Raw genomic sequence first — 26,985 nt, 5'->3', positions numbered from 1 at the left:
GCTTCTCGCCCGAAATCCCTATGTGTCCCCTGTCATACGCGCCAGTTGAGGCACGCTCCCGACAACCAGAGGCCAGAAGCCTTATTTCCGGATCAATGAACATCCAGCCGAAACACACTGAGCCACTGATCCTTTCGGGTCGCGACGTGACTGCCGTACTTGGGCCCACCAACACCGGCAAGACCCATCTCGCCATCGAGCGCATGGTGGCACACGAGAGTGGTATCATCGGCCTCCCGCTCAGGCTGCTGGCGCGCGAGGTCTATGCCCGCGTCTGCGAAAAGGTTGGCGCCCACAAGGTCGCGCTGATCACCGGCGAGGAAAAGATCCAGCCGGCGGGCGCGAAATATTCGGTCTGCACCGTTGAGGCCATGCCGCGCGAGACCGATGCCGCCTTTGTCGCCATCGACGAGGTGCAGCTTGCCGGCGACCTCGAACGCGGCCACATCTTCACCGACCGCATCCTGCATCTGCGCGGCCGTCAGGAAACGTTGCTGCTCGGTGCCGCCACCATGCACGGCATTTTGCAGCGCCTGCTGAGAGGCGTCTCTGTGGTGACGCGGCCGAGGCTGTCGCATCTTGCCTATGCCGGCTCCAAGAAACTGACCCGTCTGCCGCGGCGCACGGCGATCGTCGCCTTCTCCGCCGACGAGGTCTACGCCATCGCCGAACTGATCCGCCGGCAGCAAGGCGGTGCCGCAGTCGTGCTCGGCGCGCTCAGCCCACGCACCCGCAACGCCCAGGTGGCGCTGTTCCAGTCGGGCGATGTCGACTATCTCATTGCCACCGACGCCATCGGCATGGGCCTCAACCTCGATCTCGATCACGTCGCTTTCGCCCAGAACCGGAAGTTCGATGGTTATCAGTATCGCAACCTGATGGCGGCCGAGCTTGGCCAGATCGCCGGCCGCGCCGGTCGGCATCTGCGCGACGGCACCTTTGGCGTCACCGGCCAGGTCGACCCGCTGGACGAGGAACTGATCAAGAAGATCGAAGGCCATGATTTCGATCCGGTGAAGGTGCTGCAATGGCGAACCGCGCGTTTCGACTTCGCCAGCCTCGATGCGCTGAAGCGCTCGATCGAAACCAATGCCCCGGTCGAAGGACTGACGCGTGCGCTGCCTGCAGTCGACGCGCAGGCGCTTGAATATCTGTCGCGCGACGAAGACATCCGCGCTCTTGCCAGCAATGCCAAACGCGTGGCGCTGCTGTGGGAGGCCTGCGCGCTGCCCGATTACCGCAGGATCGCGCCGGCCCAGCATGCAGACCTCATTGCTTCGATCTACACGGACCTTGCACGGCATGGCCATGTCGACGAGAATTACATGGCCGAGCAGGTGCGCCGCGCCGACACCACCGAGGGCGACATCGACACGTTGTCGCATCGCATTGCCCAGATCCGCACCTGGACATTCGTGTCGAACCGGCCCGGTTGGCTGGCCGATCAGGCACACTGGCAGGAAAAGACGCGCGAAATCGAAGACAGATTGTCGGATGCGCTGCATGAGCGGTTGACGAAACGCTTCGTAGACCGCAGGACTTCCGTCCTCATGCGGCGCCTTAGAGAAAATACCATGCCTGAAGCCGAAATTAGTCCTACCGGAACCGTCCTTGTCGAAGGCCACCATGTCGGCGAGTTGCAAGGGTTCCGCTTCACCGCCGACCAGACCGTCGGCGGCGAAGACGCCAAGGCCGTGCGCACCGCCGCCCAGAAGGCGCTGGCCGCCGAGTTCGAGGCGCGCGCCGAGCGCTTCGGCGCTTCAGCCAATGGCGACATCGCGCTTGGCTCGGACGGCACGCTGCGCTGGATCGGCGCGCCGATCGGCACGCTGGTTTCGGGCGAAGACGCGCTGAAGCCGCGCCTGGTGCTGTTGGCCGACGAACAGCTGACTGGCCCGGCACGCGACAAGGTCGCCGCGCGTGCCGAGCGGTTCGTCAATTTCCAGATCGAATCGCTGCTGAAGCCGCTGGTCGACCTTAAGAATGCCGACCAGATTTCCGGCATCGGCCGTGGCATCGCCTTCCAGCTGGTCGAGAATTTCGGTCTCATCAACCGCCGCGACATCGCCGAGGAGATGAAGTCGCTCGACCAGGAAGGTCGCGCCGCCCTTCGCCGGCTTGGCGTGCGCTTCGGCGCCTACCATGTCTTCGTGCCGGCGCTGATCAAGCCGGCGCCCGCCGGACTGGTGACGCTTCTCTGGGCGTTGAAGAACGACGGCAAGGACAAGCCCGGCTTTGGCGACGTGGTTCACGCGCTCGCTTCCGGCCGCACATCGGTGGTCATCGATCCTGCCTTCGACAAGACCTTCTACAAGTTGGCCGGCTACCGCAATCTCGGCCGCCGCGCCGTGCGCATCGACATCCTGGAACGGCTGGCCGACCTGATCCGCCCGGCGACCAACTGGAAGCCGGGTCTCGGGCAACGCCCGGACGGCGCCTATGACGGCCAGTCCTTCATGGTGACGCCGCCCATGATGTCGATCCTCGGCGCCACCGCCGACGACATGGAAGAAATCCTGAAAGGCCTGGGCTACCGCGCCGAGCCTAAACCGGCCGTCGAGGTCAAGGCACTGCTCGAAGCACAGGACAATGCCGCGCGCGAAGCTGCCGCTGCCAAGCTGGCGGCGGAAGCGGCGGCACGTGCCGAACAGGCCAAGGCGGCAGAAGCCGCGGCAACCGACGCGGCCGCGGAGGCAGCGATCGAAGGTTCGGAGCCGGCATCGGACGCAGTGGCCGCTTCGGAAACGCCGGCCGAAAGTCCTGCCGAAATCATCGCAGACACCGCCGCAGAACCTACTGTGCCCGATGTGGCGGAACAGGCGGACACTCCAGTCGAAACCGTGCAGGACGAAGCGCCGGTAGCCGAGATTGTTGCAGAGGCCGCCGAACCTGCGCCGGTTGAACCACAGGCAGCCGAGATTGAAACCGCACCGGCCGAGCTGACGCCAGATGCCGCGCCCGCAACGGACGCCGCGCCAAGCGAACCTGCAGCGGCGGCTGAAGCGGCCGCCAGCAGCGAACCCGCCCCAGAAGCCGAAGCGCCAAAGCCCATACTGTTGTGGCGCCAGGGTCGCTTCGAACAGCGCCCGCGCAACCGCGACGACAGCCGCAGGAACAATCGCCCGCGCAACGGGCAAGGGCGCGGCCGAAGCGATGCGCCTGTGGATGCTGCCGGCGCCCCAGCCGCAGTTCCACCTGGCGATCGTCCGGCCCATGAAGGACGGCGCGAAGGCGCCGGCAAGCCGCGCTTCGACCGTTCGAAGTTCAAGCCCAAGCCTCAGGCCGAAGGCGAACAGCGGCGTGACGGCCGCCCGCAAGGCGAACAGCGGCGTGATGGCCGCCCGCAAGGCGAGCGGTCGGACCGACGCGATGGCCGGCCCGACTGGAAGGGCGGCAGGCCGGACGGCAAGGGTGCGCAAGGCAGCAAGCCGGCTTTCCAGCCGAAGCCGCGCGAGGAACGCCCGGTGCGCTTCGATCCTGACTCGCCGTTTGCCAAGCTCGCCGCTCTGCGCGACCAGCTGAAGAAGTAGACCTGGCTCGCCTCGATGGTCGTCGAAGGCCGCCAGCGCATCGACAAATGGCTATTCTTCTCGCGCGCCGTGAAATCACGCTCGCTGGCAGCGAAACTGGTGGTCGCCGGCCGCGTGCGCATCAATCGCGACAAAGCAGCGCAGGCCTCCGATCTGGTCAAGCCTGGCGACGTGCTGACCATCACGCTCGAGCGGCGCATCTTCGTCTGGAAGGTGCTTGGCGCCGGTGTTCGACGTGGCCCGGCCGAGGAGGCCCGCACGCTGTACGAAGATATCTCGCCACCGCCCGCGCCGAAGGGCGAAGCCCCTCCTGATGCAATTCCGGGGCTGCGCGAGGCCGGTAGCGGCCGCCCGACCAAGAAGGAACGCCGCCAGACCGACCGCTTGCTCGGCGAAGACTGATGCCTGACATCCAGGAACACGCAGCGGGAATGGGACAACGACACGCCTGAGGCAAAACTGAACCCGGCAATCAAGACGTTTCGCGGGACATGGCTGACTGCCGCCGGGCCTGTCGTCTGATATTCATTCCCGAAACACCGGCACCACCCGCAATCGCTACCCTTGCAAGCGGCCGATAAAGGCGTTACCTGACGGAAAAAGCCCAACAAAAATGGGACGTACCGGAGCCGACCGATGACCTATGTCGTGACCGACAATTGCATCAAATGCAAATATATGGACTGCATCGAGGTCTGTCCGGTCGACTGTTTCTACGAAGGCGAGAACATGCTCGTCATCCATCCCGACGAGTGCATCGACTGCGGCGTTTGCGAGCCGGAATGCCCGGCCGACGCGATCAAGCCCGACACCGAGCCGGGGCTCGACAAATGGCTGCAGATCAACACCGAATACGCCGATAAATGGCCCAACATCACCGCCAAGAAGGAGCCACCGGCCGACGCCAAATCCTTCGACGGCGAGGCCGGCAAGTTCGAGAAATACTTCTCGCCCGAGCCCGGCGAAGGCGATTGACAACACGGCCGCAAAGGCCTGAATTACGCGGGGTAAGGGGCACGTCACATTAACCGCCTTGACAGGCGGCGTTGACCTGTGGCGTTCGCTTATGCAGCAAAACCTTGATTCTTCCGACTTTTTGTGTTACATGAGCCAAATATGCCGGTGACACACGTCGATTTATGGCGCAGACGCCCCAAATCACTGAAAGGTGAAAATCCCATTCCGGACCAGAGCGATCTGGGCCAGGCGGTCGCAATATTGCGTTTGCCGGTCCGGCTTTTCCGGTGGGTCATCTGTTGTGCGGCAAACGATCGGCTCCCCCGATCGCGCGAGTTCGGGCCGGCAGGACGCCGGTACCACAACAAGGAGTTCAGGGCGTAATGGCTACGATCACCCCGCAGAAAAAGTCCACCGCTGCGCGTCACGGTTTTAAGACCGGCGAGTACATCGTCTACCCGGCGCACGGCGTCGGCCAGATCGTGTCGATCGACGAGCAGGAAGTTGCTGGACATAAGCTGGAACTATTCGTCATCGACTTCTCGAAGGACAAGATGCGCCTGAAGGTGCCGGTCGCCAAGGCGACCTCCATCGGCATGCGCAAGCTGTCGGAAGAGGACTATGTCGAGCGCGCGCTGAAGGTCGTGCAGGGTCGCGCCCGGGTCAAGCGCACCATGTGGTCGCGCCGCGCCCAGGAATATGATGCGAAGATCAATTCCGGCGACCTGATCTCGATCTCGGAAGTTGTGCGCGACCTCTACCGCGCCGACAACCAGCCAGAGCAGTCCTATTCCGAACGCCAACTCTATGAGGCAGCGCTCGACCGCATGGCCCGCGAGATCGCGGCCGTCAATCGCATGTCGGAAACCGAAGCCGTGCGCCTGATCGAGGTCAACCTCAACAAGGGGCCTAAGCGGGGTGCCAAGGCTGATAATGAGGAAGCCGAGCAGGAAGAAGCTGCCTGAGCTTTTGCCTTTGAGTTCATGAAAAACCCGGCCTTGCGCCGGGTTTTTTGCTTTTTGACGATGAAGCTACAGCGATCCGTCGCCGCCACTTTCCCTCTCCGCCTCCTGCTTCAGCGTCGCAATAAACCGCTTCGTCCGTTGCTTCTCGGGATTGCCGAACAGCAGCGCGGCCGGCCCTTTCTCGACGATGACGCCGGCATCGAGAAACACCACTTCCTGGGCGATCTTGGAGGCGAGGCGCAGATCATGCGTCGCCATCACCATGGTCGTGCCTTCGCTGGCGAGCTTGCCGAGCACGTCTACCACCTCTTGCGCCAGTTCCGGGTCAAGCGCCGAGGTCGGCTCGTCGCAGAGCAGAACTTTCGGCGACGGCGCCAAGGCACGCGCGATCGCCACACGCTGCTGTTGGCCGCCCGACAGCGTCGCCGGCCAAGCGTCCGCCTTGTGCACCATCCCAACTTTTTCCAGCAGGGCGAGCGCCCGCTCGCGTGCCCTCTCCGGCGGCCATTTCAGCACCGTCACCAGCCCTTCCATGACGTTTTCGATCGCGGTGCGATGCGGAAACAGCTGGAAGTTCTGGAACACCATGCCGGTCTGCAGCCGCAGGCGCTGGATATCCCTGGCCGGAACCCTGACGCCGGGTTGGAATTCCAGCGCCTCGTCACCGATGCGCACCGTGCCCGAAGTCGGGATCTCCAGAAGGTTGACGCAGCGCAGCAAGGTGCTTTTGCCGCCGCCTGAAGGCCCGACCAGCGCTGTAACGCTGCCTTCGGCAATGGTGACCGTCACGCCCTTCAGCACAAGGTTGTCGCCGAAGCGTTTCTCGATGTTGGTGAGGCCGATCATGAGCGCGCCTCCAGGAAGCCGCCATAGCGGTTGAGCCGGGTTTCCAGTCGCGTCTGCAAGGCCGACAGCACCGAACTCATCGCCAGATAGAGCATCGCCGCCTCGACATAGAGGATAAGCGGCTCATAGGTGGTGGCGACGATGCGCTGCGCCGCCTGGAACATTTCCGGCACGGTGATCGCGGCCGCCAGCGACGTGTCCTTGACCAGCGAGATGAAAGTGTTGGAGAGCGGCGGCACCGCGACCCGGCCGGCCTGCGGCAGGATGGTGCGCCGCATCGCCTGGCTCCAGGTCATGCCGATCGAATAGCCGGCCTCCCACTGGCCCTTCGGCACCGAGCCTATCGCAGCGCGGATGATCTCCGACGTGTAGGCGCCTATGTTGAGCGTGAAGCCGATCAACGCCGCGGTGAAGGCATCGAGCAGAATGCCGACCGACGGCAGGCCGTAGAAGATCAGGAACAGCTGAACCAGGAGCGGCGTGCCGCGAAAAATCCAGACGTAGAAGCGCACCAGCGCGACCAGGGGCTTCGGTCCGAACAGCCGGGCGAGCGCAGCACCCAGGCCGACCGTCAAGCCGAGAGCGAAGGACAACAGCGTCAGCGGCACGGTGAAGATCAGCGCCGCCCACAACAGCGAAGGCAGTGACTCCAGCATCAGTTGCAGCCAGTGCGGCACGTAAGATTCTCCAATGGTCGAGGCGGCTCATCAAGGCGTGAATGCGTCAGACATATCACGACAAAAGCGGCGGCCGGTCAAAGACGGCTCGCCGCTTCATATGTCTCGTGGGCCGGAGACCGGGCCCACCTCATCAGCTTACTTCGAAACGTCCTGGCCGAAATAGGTGTCGGCGATCTTCTGGTAGGTGCCATCGGCCTTGATGTCGGCCAGCGCCTTGTTGATCGCCGCAACAAGTTCCGGATCGCCCTTGCGCACGATGACGCCGGAATAGTCAGCGTTTTCTTCTTGCGCGGCAATCTTCACATTGGCGTCGGGCTTGTGCTTCTTGAAGTCGAGGAACGACAGGCTGTCATTGATGGTGGCGTCGGCACGGCCGGTTAAAAGCAGCTGGATCGACTGGTCGAAGCCATCGGTGCCGACCAATTCGGCGCCGTTCGCCTCGGCCAGCTTGCCGAAATTCGAGGTCAGCGACTGCGCCGACTTCTTGCCCTTGAGATCGGCGAACGTCTTGATGTCGGTGTTGTCGCCGCGCACGATCAGCACTGCTTTGGAGGCGATGTAGGGATCGGAGAAGGCGTACTTGGCCTTGCGGGCATCGGTGATGCCGACTTCATTGATGACGGCGTCATAGCGATTGGCGTCGAGGCCGGCGATCAGCCCGTCCCACTTGCCTTCAAGGAACTCGGCCTTGACGCCGAGCTTGTCGGCGATCGCCTTGGCGATTTCGACATCGAAGCCGACCAGGGCGCCGGAAGTGTCATGATAGGTGAATGGCGCATAGGTGCCTTCCGTGCCGACCTTGATGACCCCGGCCTGCTTGATCTGGTCGAGATTGGCGCCGGCATTGCCTGCGGTGACAGCCAGAGCCTGCAGCGTTCCGGCGATAATGAGCGACTTCAGCCATTTCATTTTTCTGTGATCCCGTCCTTGGCCGGATATCCGGCATTGTGTGAGCGCTGGAAACTGCCAGATGCGAGGTGAGAAAATAAGGAACCGGATTTCGTAAATCACACGTTTCTGAAATTGGATTCTCCAAATGGCGTTTCTTGGCGGCAATCGAGGCCGTCACCGGTCCTGCAGACATCGTTCAAGCAACCTGATCCGCCCGGCAACAACCAGGGAACCTTTCCGGCGTACCGCACGTTCTGGCAGTTCTAGGGCACGACGCCGCTATTTCAACCGGGCGCCAGCCAAGTTTGCAAAGTCATCCGCATCGCCTGAGCCAGGGAGCGCCTCATGATGGAAGACACGGCAGGACGGATCATGGTCCGCGCGGCAATGAAGGCTCCCTACCTCGAACGTGATGAAGAGCATCGGCTGGCATTGCTCTGGAAAGAGGACAATGACCAGAACGCATTGCACAGCATCACCGTCGCCCATATGCGGCTGGTCATTTCCATGGCCTCGAAATTCCGCCACTACGGCCTGCCGCTCGGCGATCTGATCCAGGAGGGCCACGTCGGCCTGCTTGAAGCCGCAGCCCGCTTCGAGCCGGAGCGCGAGGTGCGGTTTTCGACCTACGCGACGTGGTGGATCCGCGCCTCGATGCAGGACTACATCCTGCGCAACTGGTCGATTGTGCGCGGCGGCACCAGTTCGGCCCAAAAGGCGCTGTTCTTCAACTTGCGCCGCCTGCGCGCACGGCTGGCGAATGGCGCCGAGCCGCTGTCGAACGCGACCCTATACCGCGAAGTGTCGGAGACACTCGGCGTCTCCGAAGCCGATGTGGCGATGATGGATTCGCGCCTGTCGGCACCCGATTCCTCGCTAAACATGCCGGTTGCCGATGATGCGGGTTCGACCGAGCGCATGGACTTCCTGGTCTCCGACGATCCGCTACCCGACGAGATCGTCGGAGACAAGATCGATGTCGCGCGCCGCTCGCTATGGCTGAGGGAGGCGCTGCGCGCGCTCAACGCACGGGAGTTGAGGATCATCGAGGAGCGCCGGCTGAATGACGAGGGCGCGACACTCGAAGCGCTCGGCGAGACGCTCGGCATTTCCAAGGAACGTGTCCGCCAGATCGAGGCCCGCGCCATGGAAAAGCTCAAGGTGGCGTTGGTGAAGCAGAACCCGGAGTTCATGGCGACTGCCGCCTGATCCGTAACAGACGTTCAGCAAATGAATTTGCAGCGAGCGCTTATTTGTCGGTGACGATCTTGACCTTGTCGCCGGCGGAAACCGCGGCGCCCGGCGACAGAGCATTGAGCACGCGGAACAGGTCGAGCTTGCGATCGACGCCAACCATCTGAGCCGAAAGCGAACCCATCGTCTGCCCCGGCTGGACGGTGACGACGCGGATATGCAGTGGCTTCAACGCGGCCTTTTCGGCAGCACTCAGGATACGGAACGATCCACTGACCGAACGCGCGACCGCATCCAGCGAGGTGCTGGCCGAAGGTGCCGCAGTCAACAGCCGATAGACCTGGCCGCCGGCACGGATCACGGCAATGTCGAACTGCCAGCCTTCAGCGCCGGCATGCGCCGTCGCCGCCTCGTTGCCGTTGATCGTCTCCTGCCTAACGCTGCTGTCGTCGAGACCGGCCACCCAGCCGCTGCGGATATAATCGGTCAGCGCGCGGTTCTTGTCGATCGAGACGCCGTCGAAGCGGATCGCCATATCGCCGGGACCGGTTGCCGTCACCGCGGCCGCCGAATTGTCGATGATGAAACCCTGCGGCACCGAGAAGGACACGCCGAGGCCCGGATGCAGGAAGGTTTCGCCGCGCACATAGCCTTCTTCAGGCGTGTCGCCATACAGCAGGCCGTCTATGCCGGCGAGGAAGGAATCGCGGTCGCGCGAGCCGACGCCCGGCGCGCCGAACTGGCGGGCATGGCGCTGCGCCAGATCGATGCGCTGCGGCGTGTTGGGGTGCGTGGCCAGGAAGTCGAGGCTGGCATCGGTGGCGCCGCTGATCGAACGGAAGTCCGTATAGGCCGACATCGACTGCAGGAAGCGGCCGGCGGCGAAAGGATCATAGCCGGCTTCGCCGATCGATTTGATGCCGATGGCGTCGGCTTCCAGTTCTTGGTTGCGCGAGAATTGCGCCAGCCGCAGCTTGCCGCGGATCAGCGCCGCCTTGGCGGTCGGGCTGTCGCCCAGCACATCGGAAACCACTTTCGTCGCCAGGCCCTCCTCGGCCTCCAGCTGCTGGCGCTGCAGGCCGTGATTGGCGGTGACGTGGCCCATTTCATGGGCGATGACAGCGGCAAGCTCAGCCGAATCATTGGCCAGCGCCAGCAGGCCCCGGGTGATGTAGAGATAGCCGCCCGGCAGCGCGAACGCGTTGACGTTGGGCGAATTCAGGATGGTGATGCGATAGGTCTGCGTCGGGTTGGCAGACACCACCGTCAGATTGCCGACCACCTTGGCGACCATGCGCTCGAGCTTGGGGTCGGAATATTCGCCGCCATAAGTCGCCAGGATGCGCGGGTGCTGCGCCTTGGCCAGTTCGGCGAGCTTGTTGTTGGCGCCAACGTTGTCGACCGTGATCGGCTTGTCGGAAGGCTGGAAGCCGGACTCCTGTACTTCCGGCGGCATGAACATCTGGCAGCTCGCCAGCGCCACGGCAAAACCGGCCAGCGCAAGAAAACGCGCCAGCGGATTCATTCGTAGTCTATCAACGCCGATCGCCAGAACGGTTTCCTTTCGGGTCCCGGCGCATAACCACGAAAACCGGGGGCGATCTTCGGAACACGTCATGCGCTATCTTAAACTGCTGCAGCATCCGTTGCACGTCCCTCGGGCGGGCGGCGGATGCTGCAGGCAAATCACGTCCTGTGCCGGACCAGTAGGGCGGACCTAGCCACACTCCTCCAGTCATGGCAAGCAAGCGCCACATCGCCTGGAGCCGGTTTGACCGTAAATTATGTCCGCTTCCGGGCAATATCTCGTGATACACCGCCACTCCCGCCGATATAGCGCCGGAACACTTCGGGACCAGCCCCGATGAAGAAATCATCTGCCTTGCCGATTGCCGCGACCATCCCATTGTCGAGAAACACCACGTGCTCGCCGATACGGCGAGCGTCTTCAGGCTGGTGGGTGACAAACAGCACCGTCATGCCACGCTCGGCATGAACGGCGGCGACCAGATCCAGCATATCGTCGCGCAAAGCGGGCCCGAGCGACGCGAAGGGTTCATCGAGCAGCAGCACCGGCCGGTCGCGCACCAGAACGCGGGCCAATGCGACGCGCTGGCGTTCCCCACCCGAAAGTTCGCGTGGCAGGCGTTTTTCCTTGCCCCCGAGACCGGTGCGTACAAGTGCCTCGGCGATCGCGGCGCGGTCCGCCTCGGTCAGCCGCAAGGCTGGCGAGCGGCCGAGCCCGACATTCTGCTCGACGGAAAGATGGGCGAAGAGATTGTTCTCCTGGAACACCATCGATACCGGCCGCGCAGAGGCCGGGTCGGCGCTGACGTCGGCGCCGCCGATCAGCACGCGGCCCGACTGTGGGGCCTCGAAGCCGGCGACCAGATTGAGCAGGGTCGACTTGCCCGACCCGCTCGGCCCCATGATGGCGGTGATCTTCGACTTGGCGAACTCGACGTCGAAGACGAGCGGCATCTCGCCGTAGCTGAACGACACCCTGTCCAGCCGCACAGGCGCGCCTTTTTTAAGCCCGCTGGCCTCTCCATCAAGCATCCCGGACCCTCTCCCTTCCCAGCCAGTGCGCCGCCACGATCAGCGCGAGGCAGACGAGGCCGAGCAGCAGTGCCAGGCCGGCGGCATCCGCGGTGCGGTAGCTGCCCATGCGCGCCAGGAGAAGGTAGGGCAATGTCTGCACGGAATCACTGCCGAACAAGGCAATGACGCCGAGGTCGCCGAGCGAAAGGGCCATGGCGAAAGCGAAGGCGGTGGCGAGCGGCCGCCGAAGCGACGGCCAGTCGACCAGCACCAACCGGTTCCAGCCCGCAATGCCGAGCTGTGCGCAGAGCCGTTCGTGACGCTCGCTGGCCGCATCGTAGGCGGGACGGACGGCGCGCAGGGCGAACGGCATCGCCATCACCGCGTTGACGGTGACGACCATGACCGGGGCGATGGCGAAGACGTCGCCGACATGGCGCAGCAAAAGGAACCAGCCGGCGCCGATGACGATCGGCGGCACGACCAGGACAAAGCCGGCGCCTGTATCCGTGACATGCTCAAGCATTGTCCGGGGGCCAGCCCGGCGTTTCAACGCCAGTGCCCGCCGTGCCATGGTCAGCGCCAGCGACAGCATCACCGAGAGCAGTGCAGACAGCAAGGCCAGCACCGCACTGGTCAGAGCAGCCTGTCGGACAGTGGCCTCACCGGCCAGCCGGCCGAGGTCGGCACTCAACCCGGCCGTCACCGTCGCTGCCATCGGCCCGACGACGAACAGCAGCGCCAAGGCAATGAGCATGGCGTTCAGCCAGCTCTCGCTCCTATTGACGGAGAGATAGCGGCGTTGGGCAACTGGCAGGTTGGTGTCGCCAACCACATTGGCGCCAAGCCGCGTCAGGGCCAGCACCATGATAAAGGTCAAGGCGATCTGCAGCAGCGTCAGCGTCACCGCCCGCGCGGGATCGAAATCGAAGCGCAGCGCCTGGTAGATGCCGACCTCCAGGGTCGTCGCGGCCGGCCCGCCGCCGAGCGTCAGCACGATCGTGAAGGATGTGATGCAGAGCATGAAGACAAGCCCGGCGACACCCGGCAATGCCGCACGCAGCGTTGGCCATTCGATCAGCCGGAACGCCGGCCGTGCTGCCATGCCGAGTTGGCTCGCCAGCCGCCAGTGGTCGGATGGAATGGTCTGCAGCGCCTCGAGGAACAGCCTCGTCGCCAGCGGCAGGTTGAAGAACACATGGGCGACGAGAATGCCGGACAGGCCATAGATGCCCGGCCAGCTTCCGCCGCCGATCACCGTGAGAACGCCGGCGAAATAGCCGGCGCGGCCATAAAGCGCCAGGATGCCGAGGGCCGCGACGATGGCCGGCAGCGCCAACGGTACGGCGAACAGTTGCAGGATGAAGGCGCGGCCGAAGAAGCGTGGGTGCCGCGACATAGCGCGTGCGACGAACAGTGCAGGCACGACGGAGAGCAGCGTCGACAATACCGCTTGCCAGAGCGTGAAGCGCACGACGCGCAGGAGATAGGCATCGAAGGCTGCCCAGGCGCCCGAGAAATCATGGGCGCCTTCGAAAAGCAGGCCGGCAAATGCGCCGCCGATCAGCAGCGCTATTGCAGCTAGCGCGAGGGTGCCAGCGGTGATGCGGGGGTCAGACGCGCGTTGCACGCTGGGCCACCTGACTCGCGACTCTTAGCGAGGATTGCGTTCCGTCGCGCCCCCCTCTGTCCTGCCGGACATCTCCCCCTCTAGGGGGGAGATTAGCCGTTACCCATGCCTTCGCCAACCTCCAACGTTGCCGGGGACGAGCCGCCAGCAAAGCAGCTGATCTCCCCCCTTGAGGGGGAGATGGCCGGTAGGCCAGAGGGGGGTGGCTTGGCACAAACATCCGACGTGGCTGAGCCCTACTTGCTCATCACCGCCAGCCATTCATCCACCCAGGCCTTGCGGTTAGCGGCAACTTCCTCGGGGCTGAACAGCAAGGTTTTGGTCGGCTTGACCAGTTTGTCGAAAGCCGGGTTGAGCGGCTTGTCGGTCTTCCCGGCTGGGAACATCCAGTTGGTCTCGGGGATGGCATCCTGGAACTTCGGTCCGGTCATGAAGGCCATGAACTTCTCCGCCAGCGGGTTTTTCGCCCCAGTCGTGGTGATGCCGGCGACCTCAATCTGCAGATACTCGCCCTCCTCGAAGGACACCGCCTGATAGCGCTCTGTCTTCTCGGCAACCATGTGGTAGGCCGGCGACGTCGTGTAGGAGAGCACCATCGGCGCTTCGCCCTTGGTGAACAGGCCGTAGGCCTCGCTCCAGCCCGGCGTCACGGTCAGCACCTTGGCCTTGAGCTTGGCCCAGGCTTCCGGCGCCTTGTCGCCATAGACCGACTTCACCCACAACAGCAGGCCGAGGCCCGGCGTCGAGGTGCGCGGATCCTGGATGACGATCTTGTCGTCGGCGCTGCCTTCGATCAGTTCTTTCAGGCTCTTCGGCGGCGTCTTCAGCTTCTCGGTGTCGTAGACGACAGCGAAATAACCGTAGTCGAACGGCACGAAAGTGTCATCGCTCCAGCCGCCCGGCACAGTGACATCCGTCACCGCGCCATGCGGCGCGAACAGGCCGGTGGCCTTGGCATCGGCGGTAAGGTTGGTGTCGAGACCGAGCACGATATCGGCCTTGGTCGATGCGCCTTCCAGCCTGACGCGGTTGAGCAGCGCGACGCCATCGGCGACCGAGACGAACTCGACGTCGCAGCCGCATTCGGCCTCGAATTCCTTCTTCACCACGGGACCCGGACCCCAGTCGGCGGTGAAGCTTTCATAGGTGTAGACGGTGAGTTTGTCCTTGGCCAAGGCCGGTCCTGACAAGACCAAGGTCATGGCTGATACAAGAGCGTATAAGAGCGTGCGCATCGGCGCCTCCTTCGTTCGAATTGAAAGGAATTGAGGCGTCGGACTGTCCGAAACGTCTAATCCCTCCGCCGGTACAAACCGGATCAGGTTCAGCGGGTTGGCGAGACTGCCTCTCAGCCGGTCCGCGAAGATCGCGTCCGGCACCCCGTTAGAGCGTTTCGACACATAGGCCGGGCCGATCCCCCACGCAAGTGGGAGTTTGCCGCCTTCCGTTTCCGTTGCCGGGCTGGTAAGGGCCACACGATATGAGCACATTCACCATCCTGCTTGGCGGCGACCTCATCCGCACGCCACGGCTCGACCGCCAGGTCGAAGGCTCCCGCGTGATTGCCGCCGACGCCGGCATCGGCCATGCGCGGCTGCTCGGCCTTGTCCCGGAACTGTGGGTGGGGGATTTCGATTCCGTGCCGGCCAACCTGCCTGATGACCTAGCCACTGTCCCTCGTCGGACTTTCCCGGCCGAAAAGGACAAGACTGATGGCGAACTGGCCATCGCCGCCGCACTGGAGCTCGGTGCGACCAGCCTGGTGCTCGCCGGCGCCTTCGGCGGCAAGCGCGCCGACCACGCCTTCCTGCATCTGGCGCTGGCCCTGCGGCTGGCCGAGGCCGGGACGGATGTGCTTTTAACCAGCGGCGCGCAGGAGGGTGTCCCCCTGCTCCACGGCAAGGCTGGCTTCGACTATGCCGACGGCACGTTGTTTTCGGTGCTCGGCTTTTCCCAACTCGCCGGCCTGACCGTCACCGGCGCCAAATGGCCGCTGAACCACGTCGAGGTGGCGTTTGGCTCGTCGCTGACCATTTCCAATGAGGTCAGGGGCCGCCTCGAAATCGCGCTGGGCCACGGCCGCGCGATACTGCTCGCCCATCCCTATCCCTTGCCTGAAAGCTGATATGGCCCCACCCCTTCTCAATCTCGACGGTATAAGACTGACCTTCGGCGGCACGCCGCTGCTCGATGGTGCCTCCTTGACGGCGTCGGCAGGCGACAAGATCGCGCTGGTCGGCCGCAACGGGTCGGGCAAGTCGACGCTGCTGAAGATAGCCGCCGGCCTGATCGAGCCGCAGGACGGCGAGGTGTTCCGCCAGCCTTCGGCGACCATACGCTATTTGCCGCAGATGCCCGACATGGAGGGTTTTGCCAGTGTTCGGGCGTATGTCGAGGCCGGACTTGGCCCCGCCGACGACCCGTACCGCGCCAGCTATCTGATGGAGCATCTCGACTTGTCTGGTGAGGAGCGGCCCAACGACCTGTCCGGCGGCGAGGCGAGGCGCGCCGCCCTTGCCCGCGTCATGGCGCCCGAACCCGACATCCTGCTGCTCGATGAGCCGACCAACCATCTCGATCTGTCCGTGATCGAATGGCTGGAGGAGGAGCTCGTCCGCACCTCGTCGGCACTGATCGTCATCTCGCACGACCGCCGCTTCCTCGAGCGTGTATCGCGCACCACGGTCTGGCTCGATCGCGGCCAGACCCGCAGGTTGGACAAGGGCTTTGGCCATTTCGAGGAATGGCGCGACCTAGTGCTGGAGGAAGAAGAACGCGAGCAGCACAAGCTTGGCCGCCAGATCGTGCGTGAGGAGCACTGGCTGCGCTATGGCGTGACGGCGCGGCGCAAACGCAACATGCGCCGGTTGGGCGAATTGCAGACCATGCGCCAGCGTTTTCGCGGCCATCGCGGGGCCGAAGGATCGGCCACCATGGTGGCCAGCGATGCCGCAGAATCCGGCAAGCTGGTGATCGAGGCCAAAAATATCGAGAAGAGCTTTGGCGATCTCACCGTGGTCAAGGGGTTTTCGACCCGCATCCAGCGCGGCGATCGGGTCGGCCTGGTCGGGCCGAACGGTGCCGGCAAGACGACGCTGCTGAAAATGCTGACCGGCGAGATGAAGCCCGATGCCGGTTCGGTGCGGCTCGGCACCAATCTGGAAATCGCCACGCTCGACCAGAAGCGCGAGGCGGTCGACCCGCAGGAGACCTTGGCGCAGTATCTCACCGACGGACGCGGCGAAAACCTCGTCATCAATGGCGAGCAGCGCCATGTCGTCTCGTACATGAAGGATTTCCTGTTCAAGCCGGAACAGGCGCGCACGCCGGTGCGAGAACTGTCCGGCGGCGAGCGGGCGCGGCTTTTGCTGGCCCGCGTGCTGGCCCGGCCGGCAAACCTTCTGGTTCTCGATGAGCCGACCAACGATCTCGACATGGAGACGCTGGAGCTTTTGCAGGAACTGGTCGCCGGGTTTGCCGGAACGGTCATCCTGGTCAGCCACGACCGCGATTTCCTCGACCGCACCGTGACCAGCCTGATCGCGCCTGATGGCGACGGCCGCTGGATCGAATATGCCGGTGGTTATTCCGACATGCTGGCGCAGCGCGGCGGCACAAGGCTGGACGACCGCAAGGCGCGCGCGAAGGCCGAAAACGGTGAAGCGCCCGCACCAGGCAAGAGCGAGGCCACAGCACCAAAGGGGCCGGCGAAGAAGCTGTCGTTCAAGCAGAAATTCGCGCTGGAATCGCTGCCCAAGAAAATCGAAGCTGTGATGGCGTCGATCTCAAGGCTCGAGAACAACATCGCCGATCCGGCCTATTACGAGCGCGACCCAGCCTCATTCCAGAAGACGATCGCCGCGCTCGACAAGGAGCGCGCGACGCTGGCAGCGCTGGAGGAGGAATGGCTGGAACTGGAGATGCTGCGCGAAGAGATGGAAGGGTAGTCTCACCGCATCAGCACCTTCTGATTATTGCAGCGACGCGAAAATGCGCATATATTATGCGCATGTTGCGGAGGCTACTATGCGTAAGATTGCCGTGAATGCGACCCGTCAGCCAGCAAATCTATCGATCGATTCGAATCTCATGCGGGAAGCCAAGGGCCTTGACGTGAATGTCTCTCGCGCCGCGGAGGCTGGCATCGCGGAAGCGGTGGCGGCCGAAAAAGCGCGCCTATGGAAACTCGAGAACCGCGCCACCATGGACGCCTGGAACGACTATGTCGAAAAACACGGCATTCCGCTGGAAGAGTACCGGCAATTCTGATGCCCCGCTATGATGTCTTCGGCGATCACCTCGATGGCCGCTATTTGCTCGACGTTCAGTCCGAGCTCCTCGACTACTTCAAAACGCGGGCGGTCGTCCCGCTTCTGCCGATCGCGACTGTTCCACCGCCGATGCGAAAGCTTCATCCGATCTTTGAGATCAACGGTCGAAAGCTGGTTATGGCAACACATCTGATTGCCACCGTTCCTGCCAGTGAATTAGGCGAAAGTCGACTGAACCTTATGAAGCACCACGACGACATCGTCGCCGCACTCGACATGCTGTTCCAAGGCTTCTGAGCGCACCACAGCCGGCGCCCTTCTCAGCCCGCCGTCTTCGCCTGCCAGGCCTTGATCGCCTCGTCGAACACCTTCTCGCCGGGAATGCCTTTTTCCATGGTCAGCAATGCCCGCCGGCCGGTCTTGTAGACGACCGGCACGTCGATCCAGTCTTGGCCGCGAAGCAAGGTCATGTTGGCGTCTTCGTCGGCCTTGGTGTCGTTCAGCGCGACGAGGAAGAAGCCGTCGGCGATCTTGGCCGGAATGCCGATCAGCGGACTGCCGGCATCCTGTTCCGAACCCTTCATGGCGACGCGCAGAATGTTGTCGACGCCTCCGCCTTCAAAGCCGTCCGGCGTCAGGAAGATCATCTCGATGATATGGCTGGCCGGCAGTGTCTGGTCGGTGTTGCGGCGGATCGTCATGCGCAACTGGATGTCCTTGCCGGGAATGGTCGCCTCGGCGCGGATCGCCGGCTCCGGCGGCAGGTCGCCACCGGGCGATTCCTGTACCAGCGACCAGACGATGTTGCCCGGCTCCGCCGAGCCCTGGGCGGTGCTGGTGCGCTCCTCGTAGAAGATCGCCTTCTGGCCGACCGGCAGCGGGGTTTCCGCCGGCGCGGTGGCCGGTGCCGCCGGCGCAGCACCCGCCGGTGCTGGCGGAGTGGCGGCGGCGTTGGCCGGCGCCGCCGGGGCAGCTCCGTTGGCAGGCGGTGTTGCGGGGGCGGCACCTGCCGCCGGAGGCGTAGCCGCGGGAGGAGTGCCGGCGGCCGGTGCGGAAATCGGCGGCGCGTTGGTCGCCGAGGGCGGCGTGGTCAGCGCAGCGACCGATTCGCCTTCGCCGATGCCGCTTTGTCCGCCGGCCGGGCCGGGGTCGACTTCACTGCCTTGCGGCGTCAGCCGTTGGGTGAATTTCGTGCTTTCAGCTTCCGTGCCGCCAGCTGCTGGCGCTGGCGCTGGTGCTGGCGCCGGCGCGGCGGCGGTGGTTGCCGGCTTGGCAGGTGTCGGCTTCACGGGTTCGGTCTTTGTCGCGACCTTGGTGCCGTCGAGCCCGAGCATCTTGCCGAAGGCGTCCTTGTTCAGCCAGATGCCGTAGCCGCCACCGGCGATGACCAGAAGCGCGACGGCGGCGGCGATCAGCCCGCCGTAGCTGCGCTTACGCTCCGCCGGGCGCAGGCGCTGGAAAGTGTCCGACGCCGGCTCTTCGTTGCTGGAAAACACATCGACACCGTCGTCGGCCTCCTCAGCGTCCATAGCTGGAAGGGGCGTATCGGCGCGAGCCGGCTGGGCAGGCGCCGGCGTTGGCCTTTGCCAGCTTGGCTCGACCTTGGCGGCAGGTGGCGGCGCGGGTTGATAAGGTTCAGGCTTGGCCGCAGGCGGTGCCGGCCAGGCCGGCTCCGCCTTGGCCGGTTGCCGCGTGTGGCTTGGCTGGTTCTTGTTGCGATCGATCGAGGAAAAGATGTGTTCCAGTTCCGCGAGCGGGTCGGTCTCCGGCACGCTCTTGGCATAGTCCCGCTCGACGTTGGCTATGGCATCTTCCAGACCGCGTTTCTGCTTTGCGACATCCTCCGGCGAAAGCGGCGGATCGCGCTGGGCAATCTTCGCTGCGATCGTAGAGCGGGCCTTTTCGTAGACCTTCGCCCGCATCTCTGGCGACGGATCGCCGAGACCGTCTATCGCTTTCTTCAGAACAAAAACGAAATCTGCCATGCTTCAGTCGACCTGTATTTTGTTTCCGCGCCGGCCCCCGCAAATCAGCCGCTAAGCCCGGAAAGGCTGAGAAACTAGTCTTGAAACGGATCGGTCACAAGTATCGTGTCGTCCCGTTCCGGGCTGGTGGAAAGGAGCGCGACCGGGGCACCGATCAGCTCCTCGATGTAGCGAACATATTTGACCGCCTGGGCCGGCAGATCGTTCCAGCTGCGCGCGCCGGCGGTGGTGCCTTTCCAGCCCTCCAGCGTCTCGTAGACGGGTTCGACACGCGCCTGCGCGCCCTGGCTGGCCGGCAGATAGTCGATCATCTCGCCATCCAGCCGGTAGCCGGTGCAGACCTTGATCTCGTCCAGCCCGTCGAGCACGTCGAGCTTGGTCAGCGCGATGCCCTTGATGCCGTTGACGGCGACGGCTTGGCGCACCAGCACGGCGTCGAACCAGCCGCAGCGTCGCTTGCGGCCGGTGACGACGCCGAATTCGTGGCCGCGCGTGCCGAGGAATTCGCCGACCTCGTTCCTCTGCTCGGTCGGAAACGGACCTTCGCCGACGCGCGTCGTGTAAGCCTTGGTGATGCCGAGCACATAGCCGATGGCGCCCGGGCCGACGCCGGAGCCGGCGGCAGCCTGCCCTGCGACCGTGTTCGACGAGGTGACGAACGGATAGGTGCCATGGTCGATATCGAGCAGCGTGCCTTGCGCGCCCTCGAACAGGATGCGCTCACCAGCCCGGCGCTTGTCGTCGAGGATTTTCCAGACCCGGTCCATATAGGGCAGGATCTCGTGCCCGACCGAGGTTAATTCCTGCATGATGGCGTCATGCGTGACTTCGGCATGGCCAAGCCCACGACGCAGCGCATTGTGGTGCGTCAGCAGCCTGTCGACCTTCAAGGGCAGCGTTTCCAAATCCGCCAAATCCATCACCCTGACCGCGCGCCGGCCCACCTTGTCCTCATAGGCGGGGCCGATGCCACGACGGGTCGTGCCAATCTTCGTTCCGGAATTGGAAGCTGCGTCCTCGCGGAATCCGTCCAGTTCTCGGTGCAGCGACAGGATAAGCGCTGTGTTTTCGGCTATTTTCAGGCGGTCCGGCGTCACCTCGACACCTTGCGCCTTGAGCTTGGCCACTTCGGCGACGAAGGCGTGCGGGTCGAAAACGACGCCATTGCCGATGATGGACAGCTTGCCCTGGCGCACGACGCCCGACGGAAGCAACGACAGTTTGTAGACCTTGCCGTCGACGACCAGCGTGTGGCCGGCATTGTGGCCGCCCTGAAAACGCACCACGACATCCGCGCGCTCCGACAACCAGTCGACGATCTTGCCCTTGCCTTCATCGCCCCATTGCGAGCCGACGACCACCACATTGGCCATGTTTCTTTTCCCTTGAGACGCCGCCAAGCGGCTTGAATATGGTTCGAAACGACAGGCCTCTATAACGTCAAGACCTCGCGAGCGCGACCTTTCTTTGCCGCCGAAAATGCCCTGAGGCATAACAATTTTCGGGCTTAACATCATTTACTTGGACGCACGGGGGCAATAGGCCGACAAACACCGCGGCCCCGCGGCCGGAATCCCACGATGCATCGAAGCGCCTACATAGTCCTGCTGCTCACCACCTTGCTGTGGGGTGGCAACTCGGTGGCCGGCAAGCTGGCAGTCGATCACGTCTCGCCGTTGACGCTGGTCTTCCTGCGCTGGGTGCTGGCCGCGGCGATCATGCTGCCGATCGGCTGGAAGACGATACGCAAGGACTGGCCGCTGGTGCGCAAGCACTGGGTCATCCTCGCGGCCCTCGGTGCCAGCGGTTTCACTCTGTTCAACACCATCTTCTACACGGCGCTCAACTATACGACGGCGATCAACGTCTCGATCGAACAGGCAGCTATGCCGATCCTGATCATGACAGCCAATTTCATCTTCTTCCGCCTGCGCGTGAACTGGGCGCAGATTGTCGGCGTCGTTCTGACCATCGTCGGCGTGATCCTGACCGCCTGTCACGGCGACCCGCGCCGGCTGTTGACGCTGGAGCTCAATTTCGGCGACGCCATCATGCTGGTCGCCGTGTTTCTCTACAGCGGCTATTCGGTCGGGCTGCGGTTGAAACCGGTGATGCATTGGCAGAGCCTGATGCTCGCCCTGTCGGTTGCGGCTCTCGTTACCTCGGTGCCCTTCTTCCTGTGGGAGATCGCTGCCGGCAAGGTTATCGTGCCCGACGCGCGCGGCTGGGCGGTCATCCTCTATACCGCGATCGGCGCCTCGGTTATCTCGCAGATCTTCTACATCAGGGGCAACGAACTGATCGGCGCCAACCGCGCCGGCCTGTTCATCAATCTGGTGCCGATCTTCGGCGCGCTGCTGTCGGTGCTGATCGTCGGCGAGACGTTCCAGTTCTATCAGGCATTGGCGCTGGCGCTCGTGCTGGGCGGCATCGGGCTTGCCGAATACAGCGGGCGCAAAGCGGCAAACCTGCCAACAGCCAGGACACGCTGAACAAAAAGGCGCGGAACAGGCCGCGCCTTTCGATCCTTCACGGCAAGTCCGGGATCACACGGCGTTGATGTCGAACTGCAGCCGTTTGGCCGAGTCGATCGACTTGTGCTTCCTGACCTTTTCCAGGACGGCCTCCGGGAACGGCGCGTCGAGATAGAGCAGCGCGATGGCATCGCCTCCCGGCCGGTTGCGGCCAAGCTGGAAGTTGGCGATGTTGACGCCGTTCTCGCCGCAGACGGTGCCTAGCAGGCCGACGATGCCCGGCGCGTCGGCATTGGTCGTGTAGAGCATATGCTGGCCGACCTCAGCGTCGAGATTGATGCCCTTGATCTGGATGAAACGCGGCTTGCCGTCGGAGAAGCAGGTGCCGGCGATCGAGCGCGTCTTGTGCTCGGTCGTTACCGTCAGCTTGATGTAGCCGTCGAACACGCCCGACTTGTCGCGCTTGACCTCGGCAACGATGATACCGCGCTCCTTCACCATGATCGGCGCCGACACCATGTTGACGTCGGAGACCTGCGGCCGGATCAGCCCGGCAAGCGCGGCACTGATCAGCGCGCGGGTGTTCATTGTCGCCGTCGAGCCGTCGAACAGGATCTCGACCTCCGTGATCGGGTCTTCGGTGACCTGGCCGACAAAGGCGCCGAGCACTTCGGCAAGCTTGACGAAGGGCTTCAGTCGCGGGGCTTCCTCGGCGGTGATCGACGGCATGTTGATGGCATTGGAGACGGCACCCTTGATCAGATAATCGGCCATCTGCTCGGCGACCTGCAGCGCGACATTCTCTTGCGCTTCCGCCGTCGAGGCGCCGAGATGCGGCGTCGCCACGACATTCTCCATGCCGAACAACGCATTCTGCTCGGCCGGCTCGACCTCGAACACGTCGACGCCTGCACCTGCCACCTTGCCGCTCTTCAACGCCGCCACAAGGTCGGCCTCGACGATCAGCCCGCCGCGGGCGCAGTTGATGATGCGTACGCCGTTCTTCATCTTGGCGATTGCCGCGGCGTCGATGATGTTGCGCGTCTTGTCGGTCAGCGGCGTGTGCAGCGTGATGAAGTCGGCGCGGGCGAAAAGCTCGTCCAGTTCGAGCTTCTCGACGCCGAGTTCCTCGGCGCGTTTGTCCGACAGGAACGGGTCGAAGGCGACGACATGCATCTTCAGGCCGACGCCGCGCGTCGCGACGATCGAGCCGATGTTGCCGCAGCCGATGACGCCCAGCGTCTTGCCGGTGATCTCAACGCCCATGAAGCGGTTCTTCTCCCATTTGCCGGCATGGGTCGAAGCGTTGGCCTCCGGGATCTGGCGGGCAAGCGCGAAGATCATCGCCACCGCATGTTCGGCTGTCGTGATCGAATTGCCGAAGGGCGTATTCATCACGATGATGCCCTTGCGGCTCGCCGCCGGGATATCGACATTGTCGACGCCGATGCCGGCGCGGCCGACGACTTTGAGCTTTGTGGCGGCCTTGATCAATTTTTCGGTGACCTTGGTCGCTGACCGGATGGCGAGGCCGTCATACTGGCCGATCACTTCGAGCAGCTTTTCCTTGTCCTTGCCGAGATCGGGCAGATAGTCGACCTCGACGCCGCGATCCTTGAAGATCTGCACGGCTGTGGGAGAGAGTTTGTCTGAGACGAGAACGCGGGGCGCCATAGCGGCCTCCTTGAAATGGATTGTTGGGGATGGGCGGCCGAGGGCCGCCACTGAAAATCTCAGGCCGCCGCTTTCAGCGACGCCTTCTGCGTAGCGAAGGCCCAGTCGAGCCAGGGCAGCAATGCTTCGAGATCCGACGTCTCGACGGTCGCGCCGCACCAGATGCGCAGGCCGGGCGGTGCGTCGCGATAGGCGCCGATGTCGTAGGCGACACCTTCCTTGTCGAGCACCGACACCAGTCCCTTGGCGAAAGCCGCTTGCCCATCGGCATCGAGCGCGGACACATCCGGATCGGTGAAGGACAGACACACGGACGTGTTCGACCGCGTCGCCGGCTGGACGGCGAGATGACCGAGCCACGCGGACTTGGCGACAAAGCGATCGAGGACAGCCGCATTGGCGTCCGCTCTGGCGATCAGCGCGTCGAGGCCCCCAATCGACTTCGCCCAGTTGAGCGCATCGAGATAATCCTCGACGCACAGCATTGAGGGGGTGTTGATGGTCTCGCCCTTGAAAATGCCTTCGATCAGCTTGCCGCCCGAGGTCAGGCGGAAGATTTTCGGCAGCGGCCATGAAGGCTTGTACGTTTCCAGCCGCTCGACGGCGCGGGGCGACAGGATGAGCATGCCGTGCGCGCCCTCGCCGCCCAGCACCTTCTGCCAGGAGAAGGTGACGACATCGAGTTTTTCAAAGTCGAGCCTCTGTGCGAAGGCAGCCGAAGTCGCGTCGCAGATGGTCAGGCCCTGGCGATCCGCAGGGATGAAATCGCCGTTCGGCACGCGCACGCCGGACGTGGTGCCGTTCCAGGTGAAGACCACATCGCGGTCGAAATCGATCTTCGTGAGGTCGGGCAGTTCGCCGTAGCCGGCTTCGATCTTGCGCACGTCGGCGAGCTTCAATTGCTTGACCACGTCGGTGACCCAGCCGGAGCCAAAGCTCTCCCAAGCGACCATGTCGACGCCGCGCTCGCCGAGCAGCGACCACAGCGCCATCTCGACCGCGCCGGTGTCCGATGCCGGCACGATGCCGATGCGGTAGTCCGCCGGGACCTGGAGAATTTCCCGCGTCAGCGAAATCGACTGTTCGAGCTTGGCCTTGCCGATTTTGGCGCGATGGGAACGACCGAGCGCTGCAGTTTTCAGGGCCTCGACTGACCAGCCGGGGCGCTTCGCGCAGGGACCTGAGGAAAAATTAGGGTTTGCCGGACGCAGTCCGGGCTTCGCATGCGTCGTCATCGTGGTCTATCCTTCCAGATAGTGGCCCCTCGTTGGGGAGGGGTGGCCCACGGACGGCGATATGCGTTCAGGCCTCGGGCGTCAAGAGGAAAGTTTTTGTCGCGGGCAGGATACCGGCGATCTGTACGAAAATGTCATGGCGCAAAACCGGGAGCGGCGGACCCGAGGATCCGCCCGTCCTGTTCTTCTTATGCGTAGCACTTACCAGAGGTCGTAACGCAGCCCGAGCTTGACCGTCTGGTAGTCGATACCCTTGCGGATATTGAAGGCACCGCCATCAAAGGCGACGTATTTTGCGCTCGGCACCGAGAAATATTCGTAGCCGAGATCTACAGAAACGTTTTTGGTGACCTGATAGGAAAGTCCTGCACCGATCGAGTAGGCTAGGTTGAACTTGCCCTCGCTGTCGGTCTGACCTTCATAGCCGGCGGGATCGTCGCAGAAAAACCCGCCGGTGCCGCCGGAATTGGTCGGTGTTTCCACGCAGTCGCGTGCGCCTATGCTTCTGAAATATTTGTTGTAAGCAAGACCAATGCCACCGCCGATATAGGGAGTGAGCCCAACGTAAGTGCCCAGATCCACATAGCCGTTGGCCATGATGCTGTAGCCTTTGTTGGAGGCGTTGTCGGAGAGATCGCATGCCTGTGAGACCGGAACGGAATTGATATTTCCAAATCCGTCGGCCTGGAGCGTATGACCGTCGCAGGTGGCGGCGAGCTTCGCGTGCTCGCCGAATTTGTCGGTTGGTAGAATCCCGCCGTTCAGCTCGACCCTGAGATAGTCGTTAACATGATAGCCCATACCGATGCTGCCTGTGAAAAGGCTGCTCTCATCAGTAAAACTGTCGAGCGGACCGCTCGATGTTTCCTCATGTTTGAACGGATGACTGAAGGCGTAACCGATATCGCCGCGCAAATACCAGCCGGAGCCGACCTCGACCGGCACATAGTCGGGCGCCTGGTCGACATAGATCGGCGGATTGTAGTCGGCAGCATGCAAGGGCGCCAGCGGCAAGAGGGCTAAGGCGCCAAGCGCCAGCGCCGCACGCGAAATGATTCTCATGGTCCCCGACTCCCGAATTTGGCCCGCTGGCAATAGCAACGGCAGCCATCGTTTCAGGGAGCATTGTTAACCATAGTGGTTAAGTGCCGGTTAAGGCTAACAGAGCGTTAGCGAATTCATTTCGGGCGAGCTTTCATTACATGGGGCCCAAACGAAAGCCGCCCGGCTGGTGCCGGGCGGCTCACGAGAATTTCAGCTAATGCCGGGTGTTACTTGGTGTAGATCGGCTCGGGTTCGGGCTGGTAGGCCACGACCGGCGCTGCGCAACCGTTGCTGCCGCCGAACTGGTAGCGCAGGCCACCGCGAACCTCGTGTGTGTTGATGCCGCGATCGAAGCCGGGGCCAGAGCTGCTGACATCCCATTCGAACATTCGGCCGCCCTGGATGTGGCTGAAGCGATAGCCCGCGTCGAGGATGATCTTGTCGGTCAGGCAGTAGGAAGCGCCGGCCATCAGAGCGTAGGCGAAGCGCCAGTTGGACGCTCCCGGGTTAGTCTCGGTGGTGTTCGGGTCATAGACAGTATCCCACTTGACGCGCGCACCGCCGATGCCGGCGCCTACGTAAGGCGTGATGCCACTATAGGTGCCGAGATCGACATAGGCGTTGGCAAGCAGCAGCAGGGCGCTCATTTTCGACACTTCGGTCGATGTTCCGTTGATATCCGATGTGCCGCCGTTGAAGTTCGACTTGAACCAGTAGTCGGCTGTCAGATCGGTACGGAAATGGTCGTTGATCTTGTAGCCGACGCCGGCACCGAGCGAGAAACCGCCCTTGAGCTTGCCGAAGTCGAAACTCTTGCTGCCGGGAATGACCGTACAGTTACAGGGATCGACGGTGTAGGTCATATAGTCGATGCCGCGCAGGGTCGACTTGTGATAGTCGATGTCGCCGCGGATGTACCAGCCGCCGACTTCGACCGGCTGCTCGTAGACGGCCGGAGGCGGAGCCTCCTCGACTACCGGTTCCGGCAGGTCGGCCGCGAACAGTGGTCCTGCCAGACCTGCGAACAGTAAGGCGGGCAGGACCTTTCTGGCTGTATTGAACATGCTT

The 26,985-nt window shown here is 63.3% G+C and carries 23 protein-coding genes and 1 riboswitch; of the genes, 10 read left to right on the top strand and 13 right to left on the bottom strand.

The annotated features are described in order from the left end of the window. The first annotated feature begins 95 nt into the window (after positions 1-95). From NKI20_RS03095 to NKI20_RS03080, 4 genes are all read left to right on the top strand, one after another. Positions 96-3,530 carry a helicase-related protein gene (locus NKI20_RS03095; RefSeq protein ID WP_352828209.1) on the top strand — a complete coding sequence of 1,145 codons (3,435 nt, stop codon included), beginning with the start codon at positions 96-98 and terminating at the stop codon, positions 3,528-3,530. Between the two features lie 15 nt (positions 3,531-3,545). After that, entirely contained in the window at positions 3,546-3,932 is a 387-nt protein-coding gene (locus NKI20_RS03090; RefSeq protein WP_023762880.1) for an RNA-binding S4 domain-containing protein, read from the top strand. A 234-nt stretch (positions 3,933-4,166) separates the two neighbouring features. After that, positions 4,167-4,505, top strand: a complete 339-nt coding sequence (fdxA, locus tag NKI20_RS03085; protein WP_023762879.1) for a ferredoxin FdxA — start codon at positions 4,167-4,169, stop codon at positions 4,503-4,505. A 365-nt stretch (positions 4,506-4,870) separates the two neighbouring features. Next, positions 4,871-5,452, top strand: coding sequence for a CarD family transcriptional regulator (locus NKI20_RS03080; RefSeq protein WP_013529179.1), 582 nt, complete (start codon positions 4,871-4,873; stop codon positions 5,450-5,452). Positions 5,453-5,518: 66 nt separating this feature from the next. Here the strand turns inward: NKI20_RS03080 and NKI20_RS03075 are convergent, their stop codons facing one another. From NKI20_RS03075 to NKI20_RS03065, 3 genes are all read right to left on the bottom strand, one after another. Next, entirely contained in the window at positions 5,519-6,298 is a 780-nt protein-coding gene (locus tag NKI20_RS03075) for an amino acid ABC transporter ATP-binding protein (RefSeq protein WP_023762878.1), read from the bottom strand. Next, positions 6,295-6,975: an amino acid ABC transporter permease gene (locus tag NKI20_RS03070; RefSeq protein ID WP_031261363.1), complete on the bottom strand. Its 681-nt coding sequence runs from the start codon at positions 6,973-6,975 to the stop codon at positions 6,295-6,297. Before NKI20_RS03070 ends, NKI20_RS03075 begins: the two co-directional genes overlap by 4 nt. Before the next feature lie 138 nt (positions 6,976-7,113). Beyond that, positions 7,114-7,887 carry an amino acid ABC transporter substrate-binding protein gene (locus tag NKI20_RS03065; protein WP_023762876.1) on the bottom strand — a complete coding sequence of 258 codons (774 nt, stop codon included), beginning with the start codon at positions 7,885-7,887 and terminating at the stop codon, positions 7,114-7,116. Positions 7,888-8,214: 327 nt separating this feature from the next. Here NKI20_RS03065 and NKI20_RS03060 point away from each other — a divergent pair, with 327 nt between their 5' ends. Further along, the gene (locus tag NKI20_RS03060; RefSeq protein WP_023762875.1) at positions 8,215-9,078 is read left to right on the top strand and encodes an RNA polymerase factor sigma-32; all 864 of its coding nucleotides are present in this window, start codon (positions 8,215-8,217) and stop codon (positions 9,076-9,078) included. Between the two features lie 40 nt (positions 9,079-9,118). Here the strand turns inward: NKI20_RS03060 and NKI20_RS03055 are convergent, their stop codons facing one another. The 4 genes from NKI20_RS03055 to thiB all read right to left on the bottom strand — a co-directional run bounded on the left by NKI20_RS03055 (position 9,119) and on the right by thiB (position 14,469). Continuing rightward, positions 9,119-10,588, bottom strand: coding sequence for a M48 family metalloprotease (locus NKI20_RS03055; RefSeq protein ID WP_352605751.1), 1,470 nt, complete (start codon positions 10,586-10,588; stop codon positions 9,119-9,121). Positions 10,589-10,845: 257 nt separating this feature from the next. After that, the gene (thiQ, locus tag NKI20_RS03050) at positions 10,846-11,622 is read right to left on the bottom strand and encodes a thiamine ABC transporter ATP-binding protein (RefSeq protein ID WP_352605749.1); all 777 of its coding nucleotides are present in this window, start codon (positions 11,620-11,622) and stop codon (positions 10,846-10,848) included. Next, complete coding sequence (gene thiP / locus NKI20_RS03045; protein WP_352828202.1) at positions 11,615-13,234, bottom strand: thiamine/thiamine pyrophosphate ABC transporter permease; 1,620 nt, start codon at positions 13,232-13,234, stop codon at positions 11,615-11,617. The genes thiQ and thiP overlap by 8 nt, the downstream gene beginning before the upstream one ends. Before the next feature lie 236 nt (positions 13,235-13,470). Continuing rightward, entirely contained in the window at positions 13,471-14,469 is a 999-nt protein-coding gene (gene thiB / locus NKI20_RS03040; RefSeq protein ID WP_352828200.1) for a thiamine ABC transporter substrate binding subunit, read from the bottom strand. Positions 14,470-14,512: 43 nt separating this feature from the next. Then, a riboswitch (TPP riboswitch) is annotated at positions 14,513-14,627 on the bottom strand. Between the two features lie 87 nt (positions 14,628-14,714). On the opposite strand from thiB, the gene NKI20_RS03035 reads away from it, so the two are divergent. The 4 genes from NKI20_RS03035 (at position 14,715) to NKI20_RS03020 (ending at position 17,802) form a co-directional block, all read left to right on the top strand. After that, positions 14,715-15,359, top strand: coding sequence for a thiamine diphosphokinase (locus NKI20_RS03035; protein WP_352828198.1), 645 nt, complete (start codon positions 14,715-14,717; stop codon positions 15,357-15,359). A 1-nt stretch (position 15,360) separates the two neighbouring features. Continuing rightward, entirely contained in the window at positions 15,361-17,181 is a 1,821-nt protein-coding gene (locus tag NKI20_RS03030) for an ABC-F family ATP-binding cassette domain-containing protein (RefSeq protein WP_352828195.1), read from the top strand. 79 nt (positions 17,182-17,260) lie between these two features. After that, positions 17,261-17,503 (top strand): type II toxin-antitoxin system CcdA family antitoxin, encoded by a 243-nt coding sequence (locus NKI20_RS03025; protein WP_352727606.1) that lies wholly within the window; start codon positions 17,261-17,263, stop codon positions 17,501-17,503. After that, positions 17,503-17,802, top strand: coding sequence for a CcdB family protein (locus tag NKI20_RS03020; protein WP_352828192.1), 300 nt, complete (start codon positions 17,503-17,505; stop codon positions 17,800-17,802). The genes NKI20_RS03025 and NKI20_RS03020 overlap by 1 nt, the downstream gene beginning before the upstream one ends. A 23-nt stretch (positions 17,803-17,825) precedes the next feature. On the opposite strand, the gene NKI20_RS03015 is transcribed toward NKI20_RS03020, so the two are convergent. Next, a complete protein-coding gene (locus tag NKI20_RS03015; RefSeq protein WP_352828189.1) occupies positions 17,826-19,490 on the bottom strand; it encodes a hypothetical protein in 1,665 nt (554 codons plus the stop codon). Between the two features lie 74 nt (positions 19,491-19,564). Then, positions 19,565-20,863 (bottom strand): adenylosuccinate synthase, encoded by a 1,299-nt coding sequence (locus NKI20_RS03010; RefSeq protein ID WP_023758667.1) that lies wholly within the window; start codon positions 20,861-20,863, stop codon positions 19,565-19,567. 207 nt (positions 20,864-21,070) lie between these two features. Here NKI20_RS03010 and NKI20_RS03005 point away from each other — a divergent pair, with 207 nt between their 5' ends. Then, the gene (locus NKI20_RS03005) at positions 21,071-21,982 is read left to right on the top strand and encodes a DMT family transporter (RefSeq protein ID WP_352828185.1); all 912 of its coding nucleotides are present in this window, start codon (positions 21,071-21,073) and stop codon (positions 21,980-21,982) included. Between the two features lie 54 nt (positions 21,983-22,036). Here the strand turns inward: NKI20_RS03005 and serA are convergent, their stop codons facing one another. The 4 genes from serA to NKI20_RS02985 form a co-directional block, all read right to left on the bottom strand. Beyond that, positions 22,037-23,638: a phosphoglycerate dehydrogenase gene (gene serA / locus NKI20_RS03000; protein ID WP_352828183.1), complete on the bottom strand. Its 1,602-nt coding sequence runs from the start codon at positions 23,636-23,638 to the stop codon at positions 22,037-22,039. A 59-nt stretch (positions 23,639-23,697) separates the two neighbouring features. Further along, complete coding sequence (locus NKI20_RS02995) at positions 23,698-24,873, bottom strand: phosphoserine transaminase (protein ID WP_352605733.1); 1,176 nt, start codon at positions 24,871-24,873, stop codon at positions 23,698-23,700. Between the two features lie 201 nt (positions 24,874-25,074). Then, positions 25,075-25,974, bottom strand: a complete 900-nt coding sequence (locus NKI20_RS02990) for an outer membrane protein (RefSeq protein ID WP_352605731.1) — start codon at positions 25,972-25,974, stop codon at positions 25,075-25,077. Positions 25,975-26,144: 170 nt separating this feature from the next. Continuing rightward, complete coding sequence (locus tag NKI20_RS02985; RefSeq protein ID WP_352828179.1) at positions 26,145-26,981, bottom strand: outer membrane protein; 837 nt, start codon at positions 26,979-26,981, stop codon at positions 26,145-26,147. Positions 26,982-26,985: the final 4 nt, after the last annotated feature.

The sequence above is a fragment of the Mesorhizobium sp. M0830 genome (assembly GCF_040319965.1).
Classification (GTDB): Bacteria; Pseudomonadota; Alphaproteobacteria; order Rhizobiales; family Rhizobiaceae; genus Mesorhizobium.
Note: the sequence above shows the minus strand (reverse complement) of the source record. Positions and strands in the feature narration are given on the sequence as shown.

Bases quoted from the DNA above. Each gene is read 5' to 3' on its own strand.
- NKI20_RS03090 (WP_023762880.1), top strand. From the start codon at position 3,546: ATGGTCGTCGAAGGCCGCCAGCGCATCGACAAATGGCTATTCTTCTCG.
- NKI20_RS03015 (WP_352828189.1), bottom strand. From the start codon at position 19,490: ATGGCAGATTTCGTTTTTGTTCTGAAGAAAGCGATAGACGGTCTCGGC.
- NKI20_RS03055 (WP_352605751.1), bottom strand. From the start codon at position 10,588: ATGAATCCGCTGGCGCGTTTTCTTGCGCTGGCCGGTTTTGCCGTGGCG.
- NKI20_RS02995 (WP_352605733.1), bottom strand. From the start codon at position 24,873: ATGACGACGCATGCGAAGCCCGGACTGCGTCCGGCAAACCCTAATTTT.
- NKI20_RS03095 (WP_352828209.1), top strand. From the start codon at position 96: ATGAACATCCAGCCGAAACACACTGAGCCACTGATCCTTTCGGGTCGC.
- NKI20_RS03030 (WP_352828195.1), top strand. From the start codon at position 15,361: ATGGCCCCACCCCTTCTCAATCTCGACGGTATAAGACTGACCTTCGGC.
- NKI20_RS03025 (WP_352727606.1), top strand. From the start codon at position 17,261: ATGCGTAAGATTGCCGTGAATGCGACCCGTCAGCCAGCAAATCTATCG.
- fdxA (WP_023762879.1), top strand. From the start codon at position 4,167: ATGACCTATGTCGTGACCGACAATTGCATCAAATGCAAATATATGGAC.
- thiB (WP_352828200.1), bottom strand. From the start codon at position 14,469: ATGCGCACGCTCTTATACGCTCTTGTATCAGCCATGACCTTGGTCTTG.
- NKI20_RS03005 (WP_352828185.1), top strand. From the start codon at position 21,071: ATGCATCGAAGCGCCTACATAGTCCTGCTGCTCACCACCTTGCTGTGG.
- NKI20_RS03010 (WP_023758667.1), bottom strand. From the start codon at position 20,863: ATGGCCAATGTGGTGGTCGTCGGCTCGCAATGGGGCGATGAAGGCAAG.
- NKI20_RS03080 (WP_013529179.1), top strand. From the start codon at position 4,871: ATGGCTACGATCACCCCGCAGAAAAAGTCCACCGCTGCGCGTCACGGT.
- serA (WP_352828183.1), bottom strand. From the start codon at position 23,638: ATGGCGCCCCGCGTTCTCGTCTCAGACAAACTCTCTCCCACAGCCGTG.
- thiQ (WP_352605749.1), bottom strand. From the start codon at position 11,622: ATGCTTGATGGAGAGGCCAGCGGGCTTAAAAAAGGCGCGCCTGTGCGG.
- NKI20_RS03060 (WP_023762875.1), top strand. From the start codon at position 8,215: ATGATGGAAGACACGGCAGGACGGATCATGGTCCGCGCGGCAATGAAG.
- NKI20_RS02985 (WP_352828179.1), bottom strand. From the start codon at position 26,981: ATGTTCAATACAGCCAGAAAGGTCCTGCCCGCCTTACTGTTCGCAGGT.
- NKI20_RS03075 (WP_023762878.1), bottom strand. From the start codon at position 6,298: ATGATCGGCCTCACCAACATCGAGAAACGCTTCGGCGACAACCTTGTG.
- NKI20_RS03065 (WP_023762876.1), bottom strand. From the start codon at position 7,887: ATGAAATGGCTGAAGTCGCTCATTATCGCCGGAACGCTGCAGGCTCTG.
- NKI20_RS03035 (WP_352828198.1), top strand. From the start codon at position 14,715: ATGAGCACATTCACCATCCTGCTTGGCGGCGACCTCATCCGCACGCCA.
- NKI20_RS03020 (WP_352828192.1), top strand. From the start codon at position 17,503: ATGCCCCGCTATGATGTCTTCGGCGATCACCTCGATGGCCGCTATTTG.